The organism is Micromonospora sediminimaris, from assembly GCF_016863575.1.
GTDB classification, from domain to species: Bacteria; Actinomycetota; Actinomycetes; order Mycobacteriales; family Micromonosporaceae; genus Micromonospora; species Micromonospora sediminimaris.
In genome coordinates, this window is sequence record NZ_BOPD01000006.1 from 165,851 (window position 1) to 181,807 (window position 15,957).

14 protein-coding genes and 1 riboswitch are annotated in these 15,957 nt (G+C 71.2%); of the genes, 5 read left to right on the forward strand and 9 right to left on the reverse strand.

All coding sequences use genetic code 11. The features are described from left to right. Window positions 1-2 precede the first annotated feature (2 nt). The 3 genes from Vse01_RS03675 (at window position 3) to Vse01_RS03685 (ending at window position 5,098) form a co-directional block, all read left to right on the forward strand. Window positions 3-764 carry a YwiC-like family protein gene (locus Vse01_RS03675; RefSeq protein WP_093402554.1) on the forward strand — a complete coding sequence of 254 codons (762 nt, stop codon included), beginning with the start codon at window positions 3-5 and terminating at the stop codon, window positions 762-764. Window positions 765-1,087: 323 nt separating this feature from the next. Continuing rightward, a complete protein-coding gene (locus tag Vse01_RS03680) occupies window positions 1,088-1,852 on the forward strand; it encodes a thioesterase II family protein (RefSeq protein ID WP_170863348.1) in 765 nt (254 codons plus the stop codon). A 147-nt stretch (window positions 1,853-1,999) separates the two neighbouring features. Next, a complete protein-coding gene (locus tag Vse01_RS03685) occupies window positions 2,000-5,098 on the forward strand; it encodes an AfsR/SARP family transcriptional regulator (RefSeq protein WP_139233100.1) in 3,099 nt (1,032 codons plus the stop codon). A 33-nt stretch (window positions 5,099-5,131) separates the two neighbouring features. Here the strand turns inward: Vse01_RS03685 and Vse01_RS03690 are convergent, their stop codons facing one another. Together Vse01_RS03690 and Vse01_RS03695 are read right to left on the reverse strand one after the other, a co-directional pair. Further along, window positions 5,132-6,112 carry a hypothetical protein gene (locus Vse01_RS03690; protein WP_093402551.1) on the reverse strand — a complete coding sequence of 327 codons (981 nt, stop codon included), beginning with the start codon at window positions 6,110-6,112 and terminating at the stop codon, window positions 5,132-5,134. Window positions 6,113-6,298: 186 nt separating this feature from the next. Then, window positions 6,299-7,165 carry a hypothetical protein gene (locus Vse01_RS03695; protein WP_139233099.1) on the reverse strand — a complete coding sequence of 289 codons (867 nt, stop codon included), beginning with the start codon at window positions 7,163-7,165 and terminating at the stop codon, window positions 6,299-6,301. Window positions 7,166-7,356: 191 nt separating this feature from the next. On the opposite strand from Vse01_RS03695, the gene Vse01_RS03700 reads away from it, so the two are divergent. Then, window positions 7,357-8,160, forward strand: coding sequence for a hypothetical protein (locus Vse01_RS03700; protein WP_139233098.1), 804 nt, complete (start codon window positions 7,357-7,359; stop codon window positions 8,158-8,160). Between the two features lie 14 nt (window positions 8,161-8,174). On the opposite strand, the gene Vse01_RS03705 is transcribed toward Vse01_RS03700, so the two are convergent. Together Vse01_RS03705 and Vse01_RS03710 are read right to left on the reverse strand one after the other, a co-directional pair. Continuing rightward, window positions 8,175-8,597: a (4Fe-4S)-binding protein gene (locus Vse01_RS03705; protein ID WP_093402548.1), complete on the reverse strand. Its 423-nt coding sequence runs from the start codon at window positions 8,595-8,597 to the stop codon at window positions 8,175-8,177. A 31-nt stretch (window positions 8,598-8,628) separates the two neighbouring features. After that, window positions 8,629-8,925, reverse strand: coding sequence for a GNAT family N-acetyltransferase (locus tag Vse01_RS03710; RefSeq protein WP_232511116.1), 297 nt, complete (start codon window positions 8,923-8,925; stop codon window positions 8,629-8,631). A 236-nt stretch (window positions 8,926-9,161) separates the two neighbouring features. On the opposite strand from Vse01_RS03710, the gene Vse01_RS03715 reads away from it, so the two are divergent. Continuing rightward, window positions 9,162-9,629 (forward strand): MarR family winged helix-turn-helix transcriptional regulator, encoded by a 468-nt coding sequence (locus Vse01_RS03715; RefSeq protein WP_093402546.1) that lies wholly within the window; start codon window positions 9,162-9,164, stop codon window positions 9,627-9,629. A gap of 170 nt (window positions 9,630-9,799) precedes the next feature. Here the strand turns inward: Vse01_RS03715 and Vse01_RS03720 are convergent, their stop codons facing one another. From Vse01_RS03720 to Vse01_RS03740, 5 genes are all read right to left on the reverse strand, one after another. Next, complete coding sequence (locus tag Vse01_RS03720) at window positions 9,800-10,642, reverse strand: SDR family NAD(P)-dependent oxidoreductase (protein WP_093402545.1); 843 nt, start codon at window positions 10,640-10,642, stop codon at window positions 9,800-9,802. Between the two features lie 178 nt (window positions 10,643-10,820). Beyond that, window positions 10,821-13,058: a 5-methyltetrahydropteroyltriglutamate--homocysteine S-methyltransferase gene (gene metE, locus Vse01_RS03725; RefSeq protein WP_093402544.1), complete on the reverse strand. Its 2,238-nt coding sequence runs from the start codon at window positions 13,056-13,058 to the stop codon at window positions 10,821-10,823. Between the two features lie 113 nt (window positions 13,059-13,171). Next, window positions 13,172-13,382, reverse strand: a riboswitch (cobalamin riboswitch). A gap of 154 nt (window positions 13,383-13,536) precedes the next feature. Further along, entirely contained in the window at window positions 13,537-13,842 is a 306-nt protein-coding gene (locus tag Vse01_RS03730; protein ID WP_093402543.1) for an EthD domain-containing protein, read from the reverse strand. Window positions 13,843-13,953: 111 nt separating this feature from the next. Then, window positions 13,954-15,375, reverse strand: a complete 1,422-nt coding sequence (locus Vse01_RS03735) for a dihydrolipoyl dehydrogenase family protein (protein WP_093402542.1) — start codon at window positions 15,373-15,375, stop codon at window positions 13,954-13,956. 1 nt (window position 15,376) lies between these two features. After that, window positions 15,377-15,937: a hypothetical protein gene (locus Vse01_RS03740; protein ID WP_093402541.1), complete on the reverse strand. Its 561-nt coding sequence runs from the start codon at window positions 15,935-15,937 to the stop codon at window positions 15,377-15,379. Between the last annotated feature and the right edge of the window lie 20 nt (window positions 15,938-15,957).

Below are 15,957 nucleotides of genomic sequence, written 5' to 3' on the forward strand. Positions count from 1 at the left end.
CCATGACCACTCCCGTACGCCGCACCGCCAGGTCCACCGCCGTCCGGCCGCGGCCCCGCAGGCTCCGACAGTTCGTTCCGCCTCAGCACGGTGCCTGGGCGATGCTGCTCGTACCGTGGCTCGCCGCGGTCCTCACCGTCGGACTTCACTGGCCGCACCTGCCCCTGCTCGGTGCCTGGCTCACCGGCTACCTGCTCAGCTACTACCTGCTGCAAGCCGTCAAGACGCGCCGGCCCGGCCGGGTACGCGCCCAGCTGTGGACCTACGGCATCCCGACCGCACTGCTGGGCGGCCTCGTCCTGCTGCTCCGCCCGGAACTGCTCTGGTACGCCCCCGCCTACACCGCCCTGCTGGCCGTCAACGTCGTGCACGCGCGACGGCGGGCCGAACGTGCCCTCGGCAACGACATCGCCTCCGTCGCGCAGAGCTGCCTCATGGTCTTCGTCGTCGCCACCGCCGCCGGTCAGCCTCTCGACACGGTCGTCACCGCGTTCCTCGCCGTCGCCGCCTACTTCACCGGCACCGTGCTGTACGTCAAGACGATGATCCGCGAACGCGGCAACACCACCTACCACCGAGCCTCGGTCGGCTATCACATCGCCGCGGTCGTCCTGGCCGCCTGGCTGAGTCTCCCCCTGCTCGGCGTGTTCCTGCTTCTCCTCGTCCGCGCCGCCGTCCTACCCCGACGCCGGCTCACCCCGAAACACGTCGGCCTCATCGAGATCCTCGCCAGCATCCTCGTGCTGATCGCCACCACGAGCTGAACCGACGATCATGCTGGCATCCGGCGGTGACTTCCCGCCCGACCGCCGCACCGCCGGCAACCCCGCACACCCGGCGTGACACAGTCGATGCGGAGAGACAGATCCACACCGGATCGCCTACACTGCCGATGCACTGCGAATCGTCGATCGTTGCCAGCGGATGTGCCGAAAGACATCCCAGGAGCTTGAATGCCAAGCAGCAGTCTTCAGGGACTGACCGGGCAGGCGGACACCTCGGCCGACGACCGGCTCTCTCCTCGACCAACGGTGAAAGAATCTTGCAACCACACCTCGGCCGGCCCGCGTCACCGTGGCTGGTCAAGATGACACCCGCTGCCGCGGATCCCCGGGCGAGCCTGGTCATCTGCCCGCACGCGGGCGGATCAGCCGCCGCCTACCTCAAGCTCGTCCGGGCGTACCCGTCGTGGCTGGCGACGATGGTCGTCCAGTATCCGGGGCGGGCGCACCGGATCCAGGAGCCTTACGCCCGCTCGATCGGCGAGCTTGCGGCGAACACGGCGGCGGCGATCCTGGCCTGTGTCGACGGTCCGGTCGTGCTTCTCGGTCACAGCCTGGGTTCCCTCGTCGCCCTGGAGACCGCCCGCATCCTGGCGGCGGAAGGGCGAGAACCTGTGGCGCTCTACCTGTCGGGGCGGGGTGACCCGTCGGCGCCGCCCAAGGGCGGACAGCACCTGCTGGACGACACACAGTTGATCGAGCACATCTGCGCCCTCGGTGGCACGGACCGCCGGATCTTCGACGACGCGGCGATGCGCGCGCTCGCGTTAGAGGTGATCCGGGCCGACTACCGTGTCCTGTCCGCGTACCGGTACCACCGGGGTCGGCTGCTCCACTGCCCGGTGACCGTGCTCAACGGCGCGGAGGATCCGGCGGTGCCGGTAGGTTCAGCCATGGCGTGGGCCGAGGTCACCCATGGCGCCTTCGCGCAACACGTGTTCCCAGGTGGACACTTCTTCATCCTGGACCACGTCGAGGCAGTCGCGGATCTGATGTCGTCCGGTCTGCTGTCGCAGCTACCGCCGGACCCAGCCGGCCGGGTCGCTCCGGTCAACGAAACGGCACTGTGACCTCGCGATCGAAACGGAGGACGCCACCGACGATCCTCCCGGGGCATGTCGATGACACCGCGACGGCGTGGGCCCTTTGGACGGTGTTGCTGTCGGGATAGCGGGAATCGCCTTGCCGAGGCGCACCCGGCGGGACAAGCTGCCGCCATGCTGGAACAGCAGCGCGGCAAGCTGTGGCTGGTGGTGGCAGCCGCCGGCTACGGCAAGACCACCGCGCTGCGCCGGCTGTTCCCCGGCCCGACCGTCCGGTGGCAACGGGAGTGCGACGTCGATGCGTTGCTCCGCGGCGAGCTGGCGGAGCTGGCCACCGGCGCGACGCAGCTCGTCCTCGACGGACTGCCCGCCATGTCGGAACGGACCGAGCAGGCTTTGCTGCACGCGATCGCCGGCCTGCCGGACGGCGTACGGCTGGCCCTGTCGTCGCGATGGCCGGTGGGCTGTGCCGCGTCGTCGTGGTTGACCCGGATGGTGCCCGCGCAGCTCCGCCCGGCCGAGCTGAGCCTGACCACCGATCAGGTCGACGAGGTGCTGCACACCGAGTACGGGCTGACCGCCCCCGCCCTGGCGCAGCGCGTGCACGAGATCACCGCAGGGTGGCCCGCGCTGGTCCGGCTGGTCGCCGAGACCCTGGTCGCCGAGGGCGTACCCGCCGGGCCGCTCCTGCCGGCGGTGACCGAGCCCGGCGGTCTGGTGACGCGTTACCTGGCCGAGGAGGTGCTCGGCCCGCTGCCGGAGGACGTCCGGCGGCTGCTGCACGAGGTGGCCGACCTCGCGCCGGTGACGGCGGGCGTCTGCGCGGTCACCGGACACCCGGCGGCCGGGCCGCAGCTCGGCCGACTGCTGCGCACCGGGCTACTGACCAGGGTCGGCACCGATCCCGACACCGGGCCCCGGGTGGTACCGGTGATCGCCGCAGTCGCCGGCCACGACCGGCCGCCGGTGACGCGCGGGACGCTGCTGCGGGCGGCGACCTGGTACCGCGACCATGGCCCGGCCCGCGCCGCCGCATTCACCTTCCGGCTCGGCGGCGACGATGCGGCGCTGGCCGCGGTGCTCGACGAGCACGGCGACCGGATGATCGCGGCCGGCCGGCCCGGCGCGATAGCCGAACTGGTCACCACCCTGCCGGCGCCGCTGCGCACCCGCAGGCTACGGCTGCTCGCCGGCGACGCGTTGCGTACCGCTGGCGACGTGGCCGCGGCGGCCCGCGCGTATCAGGAGGTGGCGGCAGCCGAGCCGAGGTGGGAGCCGGGCATCGCCTGGCGGATGGGCTTGATCCACTACCTGCGCGGCGACCAGCCCCGGGCCCTGGCCGACTTCGCCCGGGGCGACGAGGCCCCGGGTTGCCCCACCGATCAGGCGATGCTGCTGGCGTGGACGGCGGCGGCCACCGCTCGCAGCGGTGACGCGGCGGCCGGGGTGGAACACGCCTGGCGGGCCTACCGCCGCGCGGCCGAGACCGGCCGGGACAGTGCGCTGGCCACCGCACACGTCAGCCTCGCCCTCTGCCTCGGACTCACCGGTGACCAGGTCGGCGGCGAGGAGCACTACCGGCTGGCGCTGGGCATCGCCGAACGCACCGGCGACCTGGTGCTGCTGGCCCGGATCCTGGTCAACCAGAGCTACCACCTCGTCGAGCAGGCCCGCTATCCGGCAGCGCTGGCCGCCGCCCAACAGGCGGCCGGGCACGCCGAGGCTGCCGGCCACGCCAACCTGTACGCGATGGCCGCCGGGACCGAGGCCGACATGCTGGCGATGCTCGGCCGGTACGACGACGCGGCGGCGCGGTACGCCCAGGTGCTCGCCTGCCATCAGCGGATGGGCTCGCGCCGCTGCGCCGACACGTACCTGGGTCTGGCCGAGCTGTATCTGATGCGCGGCTGGCGGGAACAGGCCCGGGCCGCGTTCGTCGAAGCGGTCCGGTTGGCCGATGACAGTGACAGCCGGAAGCTGGCGGTGCGGGCGCACGCCGGGCTGGCCCGGGTGCTACTGCCCGACGACACGGCGGCGGCGGCCCGGCACGCCGCCGAGGCAACCCGGCTGGCCAGTGACGACCTTCGGGTTCCGGCACTGCTCGCGCAGGGCTGGGTGGCGCTGGCCGGCGGCTACGCCGCGCACACCGCACGGTTGGCCGGCGAGGCGCTAGACCTGGCCCGGTCCGGTGGGTTGCGGGCCGGCCTGGCCCGGGCGCTGGAGCTGCGGGCCGTCGCGGAGATCGACCCGGGTCGGGCCCGCGCCGCCCTGCGCGAGGCGTACGCGATCTGGGCCGACGCATCGGCGGTCGGCGACGCGGCCCGTACCGCGCTGGCGTTGAGCCGGCTGCCGGGCGCCACGGCCGACGATCGGTTCGCCGCGCTGCTGGCCACCGAGCGCCTCGCCGCCGGGGGCGGCTCGATCGACCAGGAGGAGACGCCGCCGGACCAGCCAGCCGACGGCCAACCGTCAAATGGCGTGGGTCGCGTCGGCGTCCTGGTCCGCGCCCTCGGCCGGTTCGAGGTACGGGTGGCCGGGGCTGCGGTGCCGCCGTCGGCCTGGCAGTCGCGGCGGGCGCGGGACCTGCTGCGGATCCTGGTGGTGCGCCGGGGCCGGCCGGTGCCCCGGGGCGAGCTGTGCGAACTGCTCTGGCCTGACGACGATCCGAGCAGGACCGGGCACCGACTGTCGGTGTTGCTGTCGATCGTGCGCGGGGTGCTCGACCCGGACCGGGTCTTCGCCTCGGACCACTACCTGGTGACCGACGCGGCAAGCGTCGCGCTGGACGTCACCCACCTGCGGGTCGACGTGATGGAGTTCCTCGGTGCGGTGACCCACGGTCGTCGGTTGCTCGATCGGGGTGCCCAGGCGGAAGCACGCACCATCCTCACGGCGGCCGTGCGGGACTACCGGGCGGACGTGTTCTCCGACGAGCCGTACGCCGACTGGGCCTCGGCGCTGCGCGAGCAGGCGCGGGCCGCGTACGTCGCGGCGCTGCGGATGCTGGCCGACGCGCACCGGTCGGCGGGAAACAGCGACGCCGCCGTGGACTGCCTGCTCCGCCTGCTGGAGAAGGATCCGTACGACGAGCCGGCCCACCGGATGCTGGTGCGCACCCTCGTGGCGGGCGGACAGCACGGCGAGGCACGGCGGGCGTTCACCCGCTACCGCGCGGCGATGCGCGCGATCGGAGTACGGCCGCCGGACGAGATCATCCTGACGCCACGGGTCGGGGTACGGCCGTCGGCGACGGTCGTGCCCCGACCACGGTGAAGGTTCGGGCAGCGCCGGCACGGCATTCGGCGCTCAGTAGATGTCGTGGTCGGTGCTGTACCCCGTGACCATCCACTTCGGATCATCGGTCAGGTACCGGGGAACCGTTCGCAGCTCGTCGTCCGCGGCCGACGGCCCGGCAGGTGTGCCGCCGCGGACGGACCGGCCCGTATCGGTGCCGGCCCGCTGGACCGCCGCGACGGTCACCCGGGTCCCGTCGTCGTTGGGCATCATCGCGTCGATGAAGATGTCGGATGCGGGGGCCGGGAACGGGTTGGAGAGGCTGGGCAGCACGGTGATCTCACCGCCGACACCGGACATGGACGGGAATTCCCACTCCCACTCGCGCTGCACGGTCACGGTCCGCGGCGAGGACGTACCGACCGGGCTGGTCGTGGCGAACCGCTTGTAGCGAAACACTCCGCTGTCCTCCCACGAGGCACGGCTGCCTTCCACACAGACCGCGTAGGCGACCGGGCTGGCGCCGATCCGGTGGAAGGCCGTGCGAACGGTCACGCTCGCGCCGTCGGCGTCGGGGACCAGTCCGGCCAGCGGCACCCCGGCGGGCAGGTCAAACCCGGTGCCGCTGAGCACCAGGTCGGCGGGGCAACTCGCGGTTTGCGAACCGGCCGGGGATACCTCGACGACCCGCGCCGTGCCGTCGTCGGACTCGCAGATGGCGGCGGCGATCACCGACCACGGTTCCGCGTGGTCCGGGTACGCCTCGCCGCGTACCTCGACCGAGGTCGCGCCCGGCACGATCGCGGCCAGGCGGACTCCCCCGTTGCCGTTCCTGATCCGGCCACCGGCGCCGATCAGCACCTCGTCCGCCCCGCACGTCGCGGTCACGCTCTTGGGCGACGTGGTGTCATAGCCGCTCTCCGCCCGATGCCGGTACGCGGCGTGCGCCGCCCCGGGTAGGACGAGGGTCGCGGCGACCGCGACGACCGCTGCGGCCGCCGCGACAGCGCACCGCGACCGATTGCTTGTGCCGAGTGTCGTGCCCCTGCTCATGACCACTGTCCTTTCCTGCTGACGCTGCCGCGAACGGTTCGCGCGGCGCTGCCCGGAATCATCGGCGGGGCCCGTCACGGTGGCGTCATGGTGGCGCACGGCAGGCTCCGGAAAGCGCCCGCGCCTGGTCACGCCGACCGACGTGACCAGGCGCTGCGCCCGCTGACGGTACGGGCCCACGAGCTGCTACGGGCCCCAGCAGATGACGTGGCTCTCCAGGTCCCACGGGGGCAGGTAGACCCCGTCCTCGACGGCGATCGCCTGGGCGTTGTTCTGGGCGACGTTCGCCATCGACCGGGTGAGCAGGACGTTTCCGGTGGCGGTGGCGGCGACCGTGGCGCCGACGCCGGTGGCGAGCGCGCCGGCCGGGCAACCCGCGGACACCTGACCCTTGGGGCTGACGCTGTTGGCCGCCCCGGTCAGGCTGACCAGCGTGCCGGTGAGGTTCGCCGGCAGGGTGGCGCAGATGGCGTACCCGACGAGTTCCCACGGCCCGGCGAACCCGCCGGCCGCGCCTGCGGTGACCACCCCGGCGGTGAGCGCCGCGTTCGGCTCGATCCGCTGGTAGAACGCTTCCCCGTTGGCGGTGCGCAGCTCCGCGCCGAGCCCGAGCAGGTCGGTGCCGGCCGGGCAGGCGGCCACCTGGTTCTTGATCGGGTCGACGTTGCTGCCACTCGCCGAGGTGACGCGCTGGTAGTTGGCCGGGGGCGCGCCCGGCACGCAGATCGCCTGCGCCACGAGGGTGTACGCCCCCGCCACACCGCCCGGGTTGGTGTGCGCCCAGACCGTCACCGACTGGGTGGCCAGGTTCGGAATGATGTCGGTCAACGTGACGTCGCCGCCACCACCGTCCACCGAGCCGCCGCCACCGGCGAGAAACTCGCCGGCCGGACAGGTGGCCACGGCGGACTGATTGGGGAAGGCGCCCGCCACGCTGACGTTCACCACTGTCGCCTGCGCCGGCCCCGCGCCGGTGGCGACGGCCACGGCCGTGCTGGCCAGCAGCAGGCCCGCGGCACCCGCGAGCCGGGCGAGCCTGGATCGAGTACGCATCGTGCACTCCACTTCGTACCTGCCGCGAGACGATTACGCCCCGACGGGGCGACGCGGCAGGTAACCCACGATCCGTGCCGGCCTCACGGCGGCCTCAGTGCCGCGTCAGGGTGGACGCAACGGTGCGCCGTCGACGCGGAGGGGCCCCGCGTCGACGCTCGTTCGTGGCTGACGCGGCGCACAATGAGACGATGGCGACGACCCGGGTCATCCTCTACCGTTTCCGGCTTCCGCTGCCACGCGGCGACATGATCGTCCACCGGGAGGGCAGGAAGACGGCTATCCGCTGGGACGACGAGCCGGTCGCGGTGTTGACCGTGGTGTGGGTCGATGACGAGTCCCGGCACCGCTATTTCATCGACCGCGATCTGGCCGACCGGTTCGACCTACGCCCCGCCGAGCGGGACTGGCAGTTCGTGTCGGTGGACCTCGACCCGGCGACGGCCGCGCAGTGGCGGGTCGCGGCGGAGAGCTACCTGACCGCGATTCAGGCCGCCGAGCGCGACCGGCACGCGGCCCGGGATCACCCGCCGTGGTTCCGACGCAAGGCCGCCGCCGAGCGTGCCCGGTCCCGGCACCGCGCGGCACTCGACGCCGCCGACAACGCCTACGCGCCGGTGCGGGAGGCCGCCTCGCGATTGGTCGACGAGGTGTATGCCCCGATCGCGACACGGGAGAGAGCCATCGCGGCGATCATCGGCAAGCCGCTCTGGAGGTACGTACGCAGGGGCGACATCGCTCTTGTGCACGCGGCCACCTCGGGCGGGTCGACCGCCGAAGAGCTCATCTCGGCCATCAGTCGGCAGAAGGGGATCACCGCGTTCCGGTGGGAGCCCGATGCCGTGGCGAAGGCCGTGGAGTTGCTCGGGGAAGACGGATTCGAGGTGTGGTGGCACCGGTTCGCCGGGAATTGGCAGTACCGGCTTCAGCAGCACGAGAAACCACGGCGAGCCGGCGGCACCGGCCTCGCCGGCACCGGCGGCTTCGGAATCTGAGCGCGGGTGTCGAGTCAGCCCATCCGGCTCTGCCCGCAGGGCCCGCCGTGATCGCAGTACGGCTGCCGTTGGCTCCGCCCGCACCCGCACAGGACCGCCCTGGTCTCCGCGCGCACGCCCTGGGGCGTGTCCACTCTCAACTCACCGCGCACGATCAACTGTCCGGTGGCGTCGCGCCTGATCTGCGTCGGCCGGTCCGGGGCCTCCGCACCACCGTCTGCGAATTCGTACCGCAACGCTCCGGAGGGACACCGCCGCACCACCTCGGCCAGGCGCTCAGCCTCGGCGCCGTCGGGCCGGATCCACGGGCGCTGACCCGGGTCGAAGACCGCCGGCAGGCCGCGTACGCACTCGGCGGCGTGCAGGCAACGTCGGGCCTCGAAGGTCACGGTGATCGACCGGCCCTCGTACGCCTTCGTCGCCGTTTCGCTGCTCATTCCGACCTCCGTCGCTGCCCTACCCGGCTGTTCAGTCGCTGACCCTGCTGCGGGACTGGTACACCAGGTCCTGATACTCGGGGTGCCGGGCGATCCAGCCCGCGAAGAACGGACAGGTGGGCAGGACCAGCAGATTCGCGGCACGGGCCGCGTCGAGGCCGGCGCGGGCCAGCGCCGCGCCCACTCCCCTGCCCTCGTACGCCGGCGAGACCTCGGTGTGCACGAACGCCACGAGTTCCGCAGTGCGGATGTACTGCGCGAAACCCGCGACCGTCGATTCTCCCTCGACCCGAGCCTCGTACCGATTGGCCTCGGGGGCATCGCTCACATTCACTACCATGTGTCCTCCAGCTCGCCGTGCTGCGCATCGAAACCCGATGCCCGTCATGAGCCGGGTACGCGGCCACGCGCACGACGCCCCACCCCGGTTGGTTGATGTGTCACCCAGACTAGCCACCGATAGTTGATGCGTCAACCAGCCCCCCGGGCTCGCCCATCCTTGATCGAATCCGCGCAGGAAGTCCGGCAGCCACATGCCGTCGACGTTGTCGTTACGCTCCCCGCATGGACCCAACGCCCCGCTGGCTCACCTCGCAACAGCAGGTCGCCTGGGACAGTTTCATTCGCATGCAGGAGAAGCTCATCGGACGGCTCGCCCGCCGAATCCAGGCCGACTCCGGCATGTCCGCCGCCGACTACATCGTGTTGGTCAAACTCACCGAGACCAGCGGCGGACGGATGCGCCTGACGGATCTGGCAAAGCAGGTGGAGTGGGAAAAAAGCCGCATGTCACACCAAGTACGGCGAATGGCCGAGCGCGGACTGGTGGCCAAGGAGGAATGCCCCGACGACGGACGCGGAGCGTTCATCGCGGCCACCCCAGCCGGCTGCAAGGCGATCGAGGACGCGTCACCCCTGCATGTCGAACATGTCCGCCGGCTGTTCATCGACGCACTCAGTCAGGAAGAACTCGACATGCTCGCCAGCATCTCCGATCGCGTCCGTGCCCACCTGGAGAGTCAGCCCGACTGAGGCGCAGCGACACCGAGGAGTCGCCGCGCCTCGCCGCTGACCCCGGGGGAAGCGATCGGAGCCCAGGCAGCGAACAGCGAGCGGAAGTACTCGCCGTACCTGTCCGCGGTAGCCGGATCCTGCTCGACGACATCCAGTTCGTTGACGATGCTGAGATCGAGGGCGGTTCGTCACACCGGCGTACCGAGCAGCTCGGTCGTTCGCTCCCACAGGCGGGTGGCCAACTTGTCGTCCGTGGCCTGCCGGTGGACCGGCCCGTTCGGTCGGAGGCGGTGGAAGTAGCCGCCGTTCACCGCCTCCGGATCAGGCATCGTGGCCAGGTGAACCAGCGGCTCGGCGCCCTCGGCGAGAGTGGACAGACCACCCAGCAGCCGGTACCGGACCAGCGCCGCGACCAGCGGGGCTTCCCGGTTGATGTCGGTGGCGGCGATCACCCCCGGGTGGAACGCCATCGCGGTCAGCCCGCTGCCCCGGGTACGCCGGGCCAACTCGCGGGTGAACAGGATGTTCTGCAGCTTCGTCATCCCGTACCGCAGCAGCTCGGACCGTTTGCCGGCACCTTCGAGATCGTCGAGATCGATGCTGCCGAACCGGTGGCCATTGCTGGAGGTGGTGATGACGCGCGCCCGCCCGGCGGTGGTCAACCGGTCCAACAGGAGATTGGTGAGCAGAAACGGGGCCAGGTAGTTGACCTGGAACATCACATCATGACCGTCCTCGGTACGGCTCCGCCTGGTCAGCACGACGCCGGCATTGTTGGCCAGCACGTCGATACAGGGGTAGCGAACCAGGAGGGTGTCGGCGAGCCGGCGTACGTCCGACAGCCGGGTGAAGTCGGCCACCAGCGGCTCGCCGCCCACCTGGCGCGCGACGGCTGCGGTCTTCTCGGGCGACCGGCCCACCACCACCACGGACGCGCCCAGGCACGCCAACCGACGGGCAGCCTCGGCGCCGATACCCGCGCTGGCCCCGGTGATCACGACGGTCCTGCCTGCCAAGATCCGGTCACCCATGGCATCCATCTCCCTGAATGGGACGATGGCCAATCGTAAGAAACCAACAGCACGAACGCCACCGCCAGCGGTGGTCAGGCCGAGCAGGTGATGGAGCCGGGCAGCACCTTGAGCGACTGGCTTGCCGACCACGAGCCGGGCGGTCACTTGTGATCGTTTACCGCCCGGCTCGGTGCGGTCAGCTCCCGCGTACCTCGGCGGCGGCGTCGACCAGGTGCCGCAGGGACGCCTCGACCTCCGGATAGCCGCGCGTCTTGAGGCCGCAGTCCGGATTGACCCACAACCGGCGGGCCGGCACGGCCGCGACCGCCCGGCGCAGTGCCTCGATCACCTCGTCGCGCGGCGGCACCCGGGGGGAATGGATGTCCCACACCCCGGGTCCGACACCCCGGCCGTAGCCGATCGCGGCCAGATCGTCGAGCACCTCCATCTTGGACCGCGATGCCTCGATGCTTGTGACGTCGGCGTCGAGGGCGTCGATGGCGTGGATCACCTCGCCGAACTCCGAGTAGCACAGGTGGGTGTGGATCTGGGTGTCGTCGGCGACACCGCCGGTGGCCAGCCGAAACGCTCCGACGGCCCAGTCCAGGTACGCCTTCTGGTCGGCCTTGCGCAGCGGCAGCGTCTCGCGTAGTGCCGGTTCGTCGACCTGGATGACCCGGATGCCGGCGGACTCCAGGTCGCGGCACTCGTCGCGCAGCGCCAGCGCGACCTGGTCGGCGGTGTCCGCGAGGGGCTGGTCGGTACGGACGAACGACCAGGCCAGGATGGTGACCGGGCCGGTGAGCATGCCCTTGACCGGTTTGCTGGTGAGCGACTGCGCGTAGGTGGACCACTCGACGGTCATCGGTGCCTTGCGGGACACGTCACCGTAGATGATCGGTGGGCGTACGCAGCGGGAGCCGTACGACTGCACCCAGCCGTGCTGCGTGGCGGCGAAACCGTCGAGCTGCTCGCCGAAGTACTGCACCATGTCGTTGCGTTCCGGTTCCCCGTGCACGAGCACGTCCAGACCCAGCTGTTCCTGCAACCGGATGACCTGCGCCACCTCCGCGCGCATCCGCGCCACGTAGCCGGCGTCGTCAAGGCTGCCGGCCCGGTGCGCGGCGCGGGCCCTGCGCAGTTCGGCGGTCTGCGGAAACGACCCGATCGTGGTGGTCGGCAGCTCCGGCAGGCCCAGTCGTTCCTGCTGGCGGGCGGCCCGGTTGCGGTATTCACCGCGCTGCCGGTCGGTGGGACGCAACGCGGCCAGGCGGCCGCGCACGTCGTCGTGACGCCAGGCCGCCGGGGTGGGCGGCAGTGGCGCCGGTAGCGCGGTGGTGCCGTCGCGCAGCGCACGGCCGAGCACGACGATCTCGTCGACCTTCTGCCGGGCGAACGCCAACCGCGCGGACAACCGGGGGTCGAGGTGCGTCTCCGCGGACACGTCGACCGGCACGTGCAGCAGCGAGCAGGACGAGGAGACGGCGACGTGATCGGCGAGCCCGGCGACCGTCGCGCCGGCCGTCACGGCGGCCCGCAGGTCGGTACGCCAGATGTTGCGGCCGTCGACCAGGCCGGCGACGATGGTCCTGCCGCCCAGCGGGCCGGCGGCGGCGAGCCGGTGCAGGTTGCCCGGTCCGGCGACCAGGTCCACGCCGACGGCTTCGACCGGGGTGTCCAGCAGGGCCGGAAGCGCATCCCCGAGGTCACCGAAGTAGGTCGCCACGAAGATCTGCGGTCGGTGTGCGAGTTCACCGAGTCGGGTGTAGGCGCGACGGAGGGCATCGATCTCGGCGGGGCTGCGGTCGGCGGCGTAGGCGGGTTCGTCCAGTTGCACCCAGTCGACACCCGCGTCCGCCAGGGCGGCGAGAATCCGGGCGTACGTCCGGACCAGGTCGTCGAGCCGGGCGAACGGATCGTCTCCCTTGGCCAGCAGCAGGAACGTGGCCGGGCCGACGAACACCGGTCGGGTGGTGACACCCAGGTCGCGAGCCTCGGCGTACTCGTCCAGCGCCTTCGCCGGGTTGGCCGTGAAGACGGTGTCCGGGGCGATCTCCGGCACCAGGTAGTGGTAGTTGGTGTCGAACCACTTCGTCAGCTCCAGCGCCGGCTCGGCGTCGACGCCGCGGGCCATGGCGAAGTAGGTGTCCAGCGCGGACAGGCCCAGCCGGGCGAACCGGTTCGGGACCGCGCCGACGGCGACGGCCGTGTCGAGCATCTGGTCGTAGTAGGAGAAGGTGTTCGACGGGATCGCGTCGAGACGGGCATCGCGCAGCGTCCGCCACACCTGCGCTCGGAGACCGGCAGCGGTGTTGGCCAGCGCCTCGGCGTCGATGGTGCCGGCCCAGTACGCCTCGACAGCCTTCTTCAGCTCACGGTTGACGCCGATGCGTGGATAGCCGAGCACGGTGCTCTGCCCGAATGCGGTACTCACCAAGGGGGTCCTTCCCTCGAAGTGTCCGGCGGACACGGAAGGGGAAGACGGGTACACCTCGGGTACCGGCTTCCGCCCTGGCCCTCCCGAGCGGCCGCCGGCGGCGCACACCGGCGGCGTGCGCAGCACTGGCAGGTCTTCGGACTCGCGGGCATGACACCAGGTCGCCTACTGGCCGTCGCTTCCCAGACCTCACGGTCCAGTGCTTTGTTGACGGCGGTCGTTCCCACTCACCGCTGCGGGGCAGTCCCGGATTCACACCGGGTTCCCTCTTACGACGCCCCACCCACCCGGACGGGACGAACCAGCACCACCGCCATCGTACGGGCCACGCCGCGAGGGCGAATCGGGCGGGTGACGCGCCGCGACGGCGTGTGCCTCGACGTTCGCGGCCACCGGTCGGCGGCGTGCCTCCCGAGGAATGGCTGGTGGTTCGTCGTCCGCAACGACACCACGCCGGCCGTCGGAAAACCGCGCGTCAGGACTGCTCAATCTCCGAGAACAACCCCTTGAACGCGACCTGCGTCCCCACGAGCGTGCCGAAGACGTCAGCGGCAGCAGGCGTCGCGACTGCGTCGGAGGCGTCTTCGTAACTGTCGAAGTAGAGGTCGAGGGTCCGGTAGGCGGGGGTAGCGGTCCCGTCCTCCTTCGGCCACACCTTCGCAGACTCGAGTCGTCGCAGCTTCGGCAGCTTCGCCGCGGTCGCCTTCACGTCCGCGTAGGCACGCTCGAAGTCGTCGGGGGCCGCTGGGTTGTCGATTATGAAAGTGATCTTGGTGGACATGGAAGCCTCCGTTTGTCGTTCGTTCTGGGTCAACGGCTCGGGCTCGCGTTGGCGATACCCGAGCCGCTTCGATCCGGCGTGAACCGCGGCGGAGGAGCGCTCGGCTCCCCGTCAGCGGCCGTACGTCTCCAGCAGTCGCAACCAGACCTCGCTGACCGTCGGGTACGCCGGCACCGCGTGCCACAGTCGGTCCAGCGGGACCTCTCCGACGATGGCGATCGTCGCAGCGTGGATCAGTTCCGCGACGTCTGGACCGGCGAGGGTGAAGCCGACGACCACCTTTCGGTCCTCGTCGACGACCATGCGGGCATGTCCCTTGTAGCCGTCGGCCTGCAGGCTGGCTCCGGCGACGGTTCCCAGGTCGTAGTCCACGACTCGAATCCGTAGTCCGGCCGTCTCGGCCGCAGCCGCGGTCAGCCCCACCGACGCGATCTCCGGGTCGCTGAACACCACCTGCGGCACCGCACGCTCATCGGCGGTCGCGGCGTGCCGCCCCCACCTGCCGTCCTCGACCTTCTCCCCCTTCGCCCGGGCCACGATCGCGTCGCCCACCGCGCGCGCCTGATACTTGCCCTGATGGGTCAGCAGCACCCGCCGGTTCACATCACCCGCGGCATACAGCCACCCGCCTCCGCCGACCACACGCAGCGTGTCGTCGACCGCCAGCCAGGCACCCGGCACCAGTCCCACGCGGTCGAGGCCGATGTCCTGAGTGTTGGGCGTCCGGCCGATCGCCACCAGCACCTCGTCCGCCTCGACCCGCTCGCCGTCGACAGTTGCGATGTGGACGATTCCGCGGTCGTCGCGGTTTACGGAAGCAGCCTCCACGCCGAGGCGTACCGACACACCGGCCTCGCGCAACGACTCCGTGACCAACTCGCTGGCGAACGGCTCCGCCGACGGCAGCACACCGTCCCGGGCAAGCACCTCCACCGACGACCCCAGAGCGGCGAAGGCGGTCGCCATCTCGGTCGCCACCACGCCGCCACCGATGATGGCGAGCCGACGGGGAACCGACCCGGCCGAGGCAGCCTCGCGGCTGGACCACGGCGCCGCCGCACGCAGACCCGGAATGTCCGGCAACAGCGCGCTGCTGCCGGTCGCGACGACCACCGCGTGCCGCGCGGTCAGCCTGGTCGTGACACCGTCCACGCCGGTCACCTCGACAACGCGGGCGGAAGCGATCCGCCCCTGGCCACGGTGCAGGGCGATACCGGCCGACTCCAGCCAGGAAACCTGCCCGTCGTCCCGCCAATGGGATGCGAAGGAGTCGCGCCGGCCGAGCACCGCAGCCGCATCCAGGTTGCCCGTCACAGCCTCCCGAGCACCCGGCAGTTGGCGAGCCGCCCGCAACGCGGACGCGCTGCGCAGCAACGCCTTGGTGGGCATACAGGCCCAGTACGAGCACTCCCCACCGACCAGTTCCCGCTCGACGATGGCGGCGGTCAGCCCGCCCCGCACGACCCGGTCGGCAACGTTCTCCCCGACCGGACCGGCACCGATCACGACGACGTCGTACTCAAGTGAGGTCATGTCAGTTTCCCTTCGCGGCACGGCCGAGACGGACGGCCGCGATCAGGAAGAAGACGGCGCCGGGAATGGCGTAGCCAGCCGCGTTGATCAGCGACGGGTGATCCGCGGCGGCTGCGACGATGAAGGAGCCACCAGCCAGCACCGAGATGCCGCCGCTGATGATCATTGGCCACTGGCCGCCCATCCGCCGACGGGTGACACCTACGATCAACTGGACCAGACCGGCGACGATCGCCCAGGCACCCCAGACCCGCAGGACCGCGGGAACGCCGGACGCCCCGGCGACACCCACTCCTACCGCCGCGACGAGGCTCACCGCGATGTTCACATAGAGCAGGGCCGGCGAGCCGGTGGCCCTTGACGAACGAAGGTCGTAGCTGGCGGCACCGACGTCGAACAACGGATAGAGCACGAACAGCGCCACCGCGAGCGGACCGATCTCCTTGGCGGTGGCGATCGTCACCCCGGCCCACACGATGGCGAACGCGAAGCGGATGAAGTACAGCCGCCGCAGCGCGGAGGCAGCCTCGGAGATACCGGGCGAAGCAGCAATGGTGGTCACGGGTGACCCTTTCAACGGAG

Excerpts from the sequence above, each read along its gene's own strand:
- Vse01_RS03735 (WP_093402542.1), bottom strand. The coding sequence starts at position 15,375 with ATGACCTCACTTGAGTACGACGTCGTCGTGATCGGTGCCGGTCCGGTC.
- Vse01_RS03715 (WP_093402546.1), top strand. The coding sequence starts at position 9,162 with ATGGACCCAACGCCCCGCTGGCTCACCTCGCAACAGCAGGTCGCCTGG.
- Vse01_RS03730 (WP_093402543.1), bottom strand. The coding sequence starts at position 13,842 with ATGTCCACCAAGATCACTTTCATAATCGACAACCCAGCGGCCCCCGAC.
- Vse01_RS03720 (WP_093402545.1), bottom strand. The coding sequence starts at position 10,642 with ATGGGTGACCGGATCTTGGCAGGCAGGACCGTCGTGATCACCGGGGCC.
- Vse01_RS03675 (WP_093402554.1), top strand. The coding sequence starts at position 3 with ATGACCACTCCCGTACGCCGCACCGCCAGGTCCACCGCCGTCCGGCCG.
- Vse01_RS03690 (WP_093402551.1), bottom strand. The coding sequence starts at position 6,112 with ATGAGCAGGGGCACGACACTCGGCACAAGCAATCGGTCGCGGTGCGCT.
- Vse01_RS03700 (WP_139233098.1), top strand. The coding sequence starts at position 7,357 with ATGGCGACGACCCGGGTCATCCTCTACCGTTTCCGGCTTCCGCTGCCA.
- Vse01_RS03695 (WP_139233099.1), bottom strand. The coding sequence starts at position 7,165 with ATGCGTACTCGATCCAGGCTCGCCCGGCTCGCGGGTGCCGCGGGCCTG.
- Vse01_RS03705 (WP_093402548.1), bottom strand. The coding sequence starts at position 8,597 with ATGAGCAGCGAAACGGCGACGAAGGCGTACGAGGGCCGGTCGATCACC.
- Vse01_RS03685 (WP_139233100.1), top strand. The coding sequence starts at position 2,000 with ATGCTGGAACAGCAGCGCGGCAAGCTGTGGCTGGTGGTGGCAGCCGCC.
- Vse01_RS03680 (WP_170863348.1), top strand. The coding sequence starts at position 1,088 with ATGACACCCGCTGCCGCGGATCCCCGGGCGAGCCTGGTCATCTGCCCG.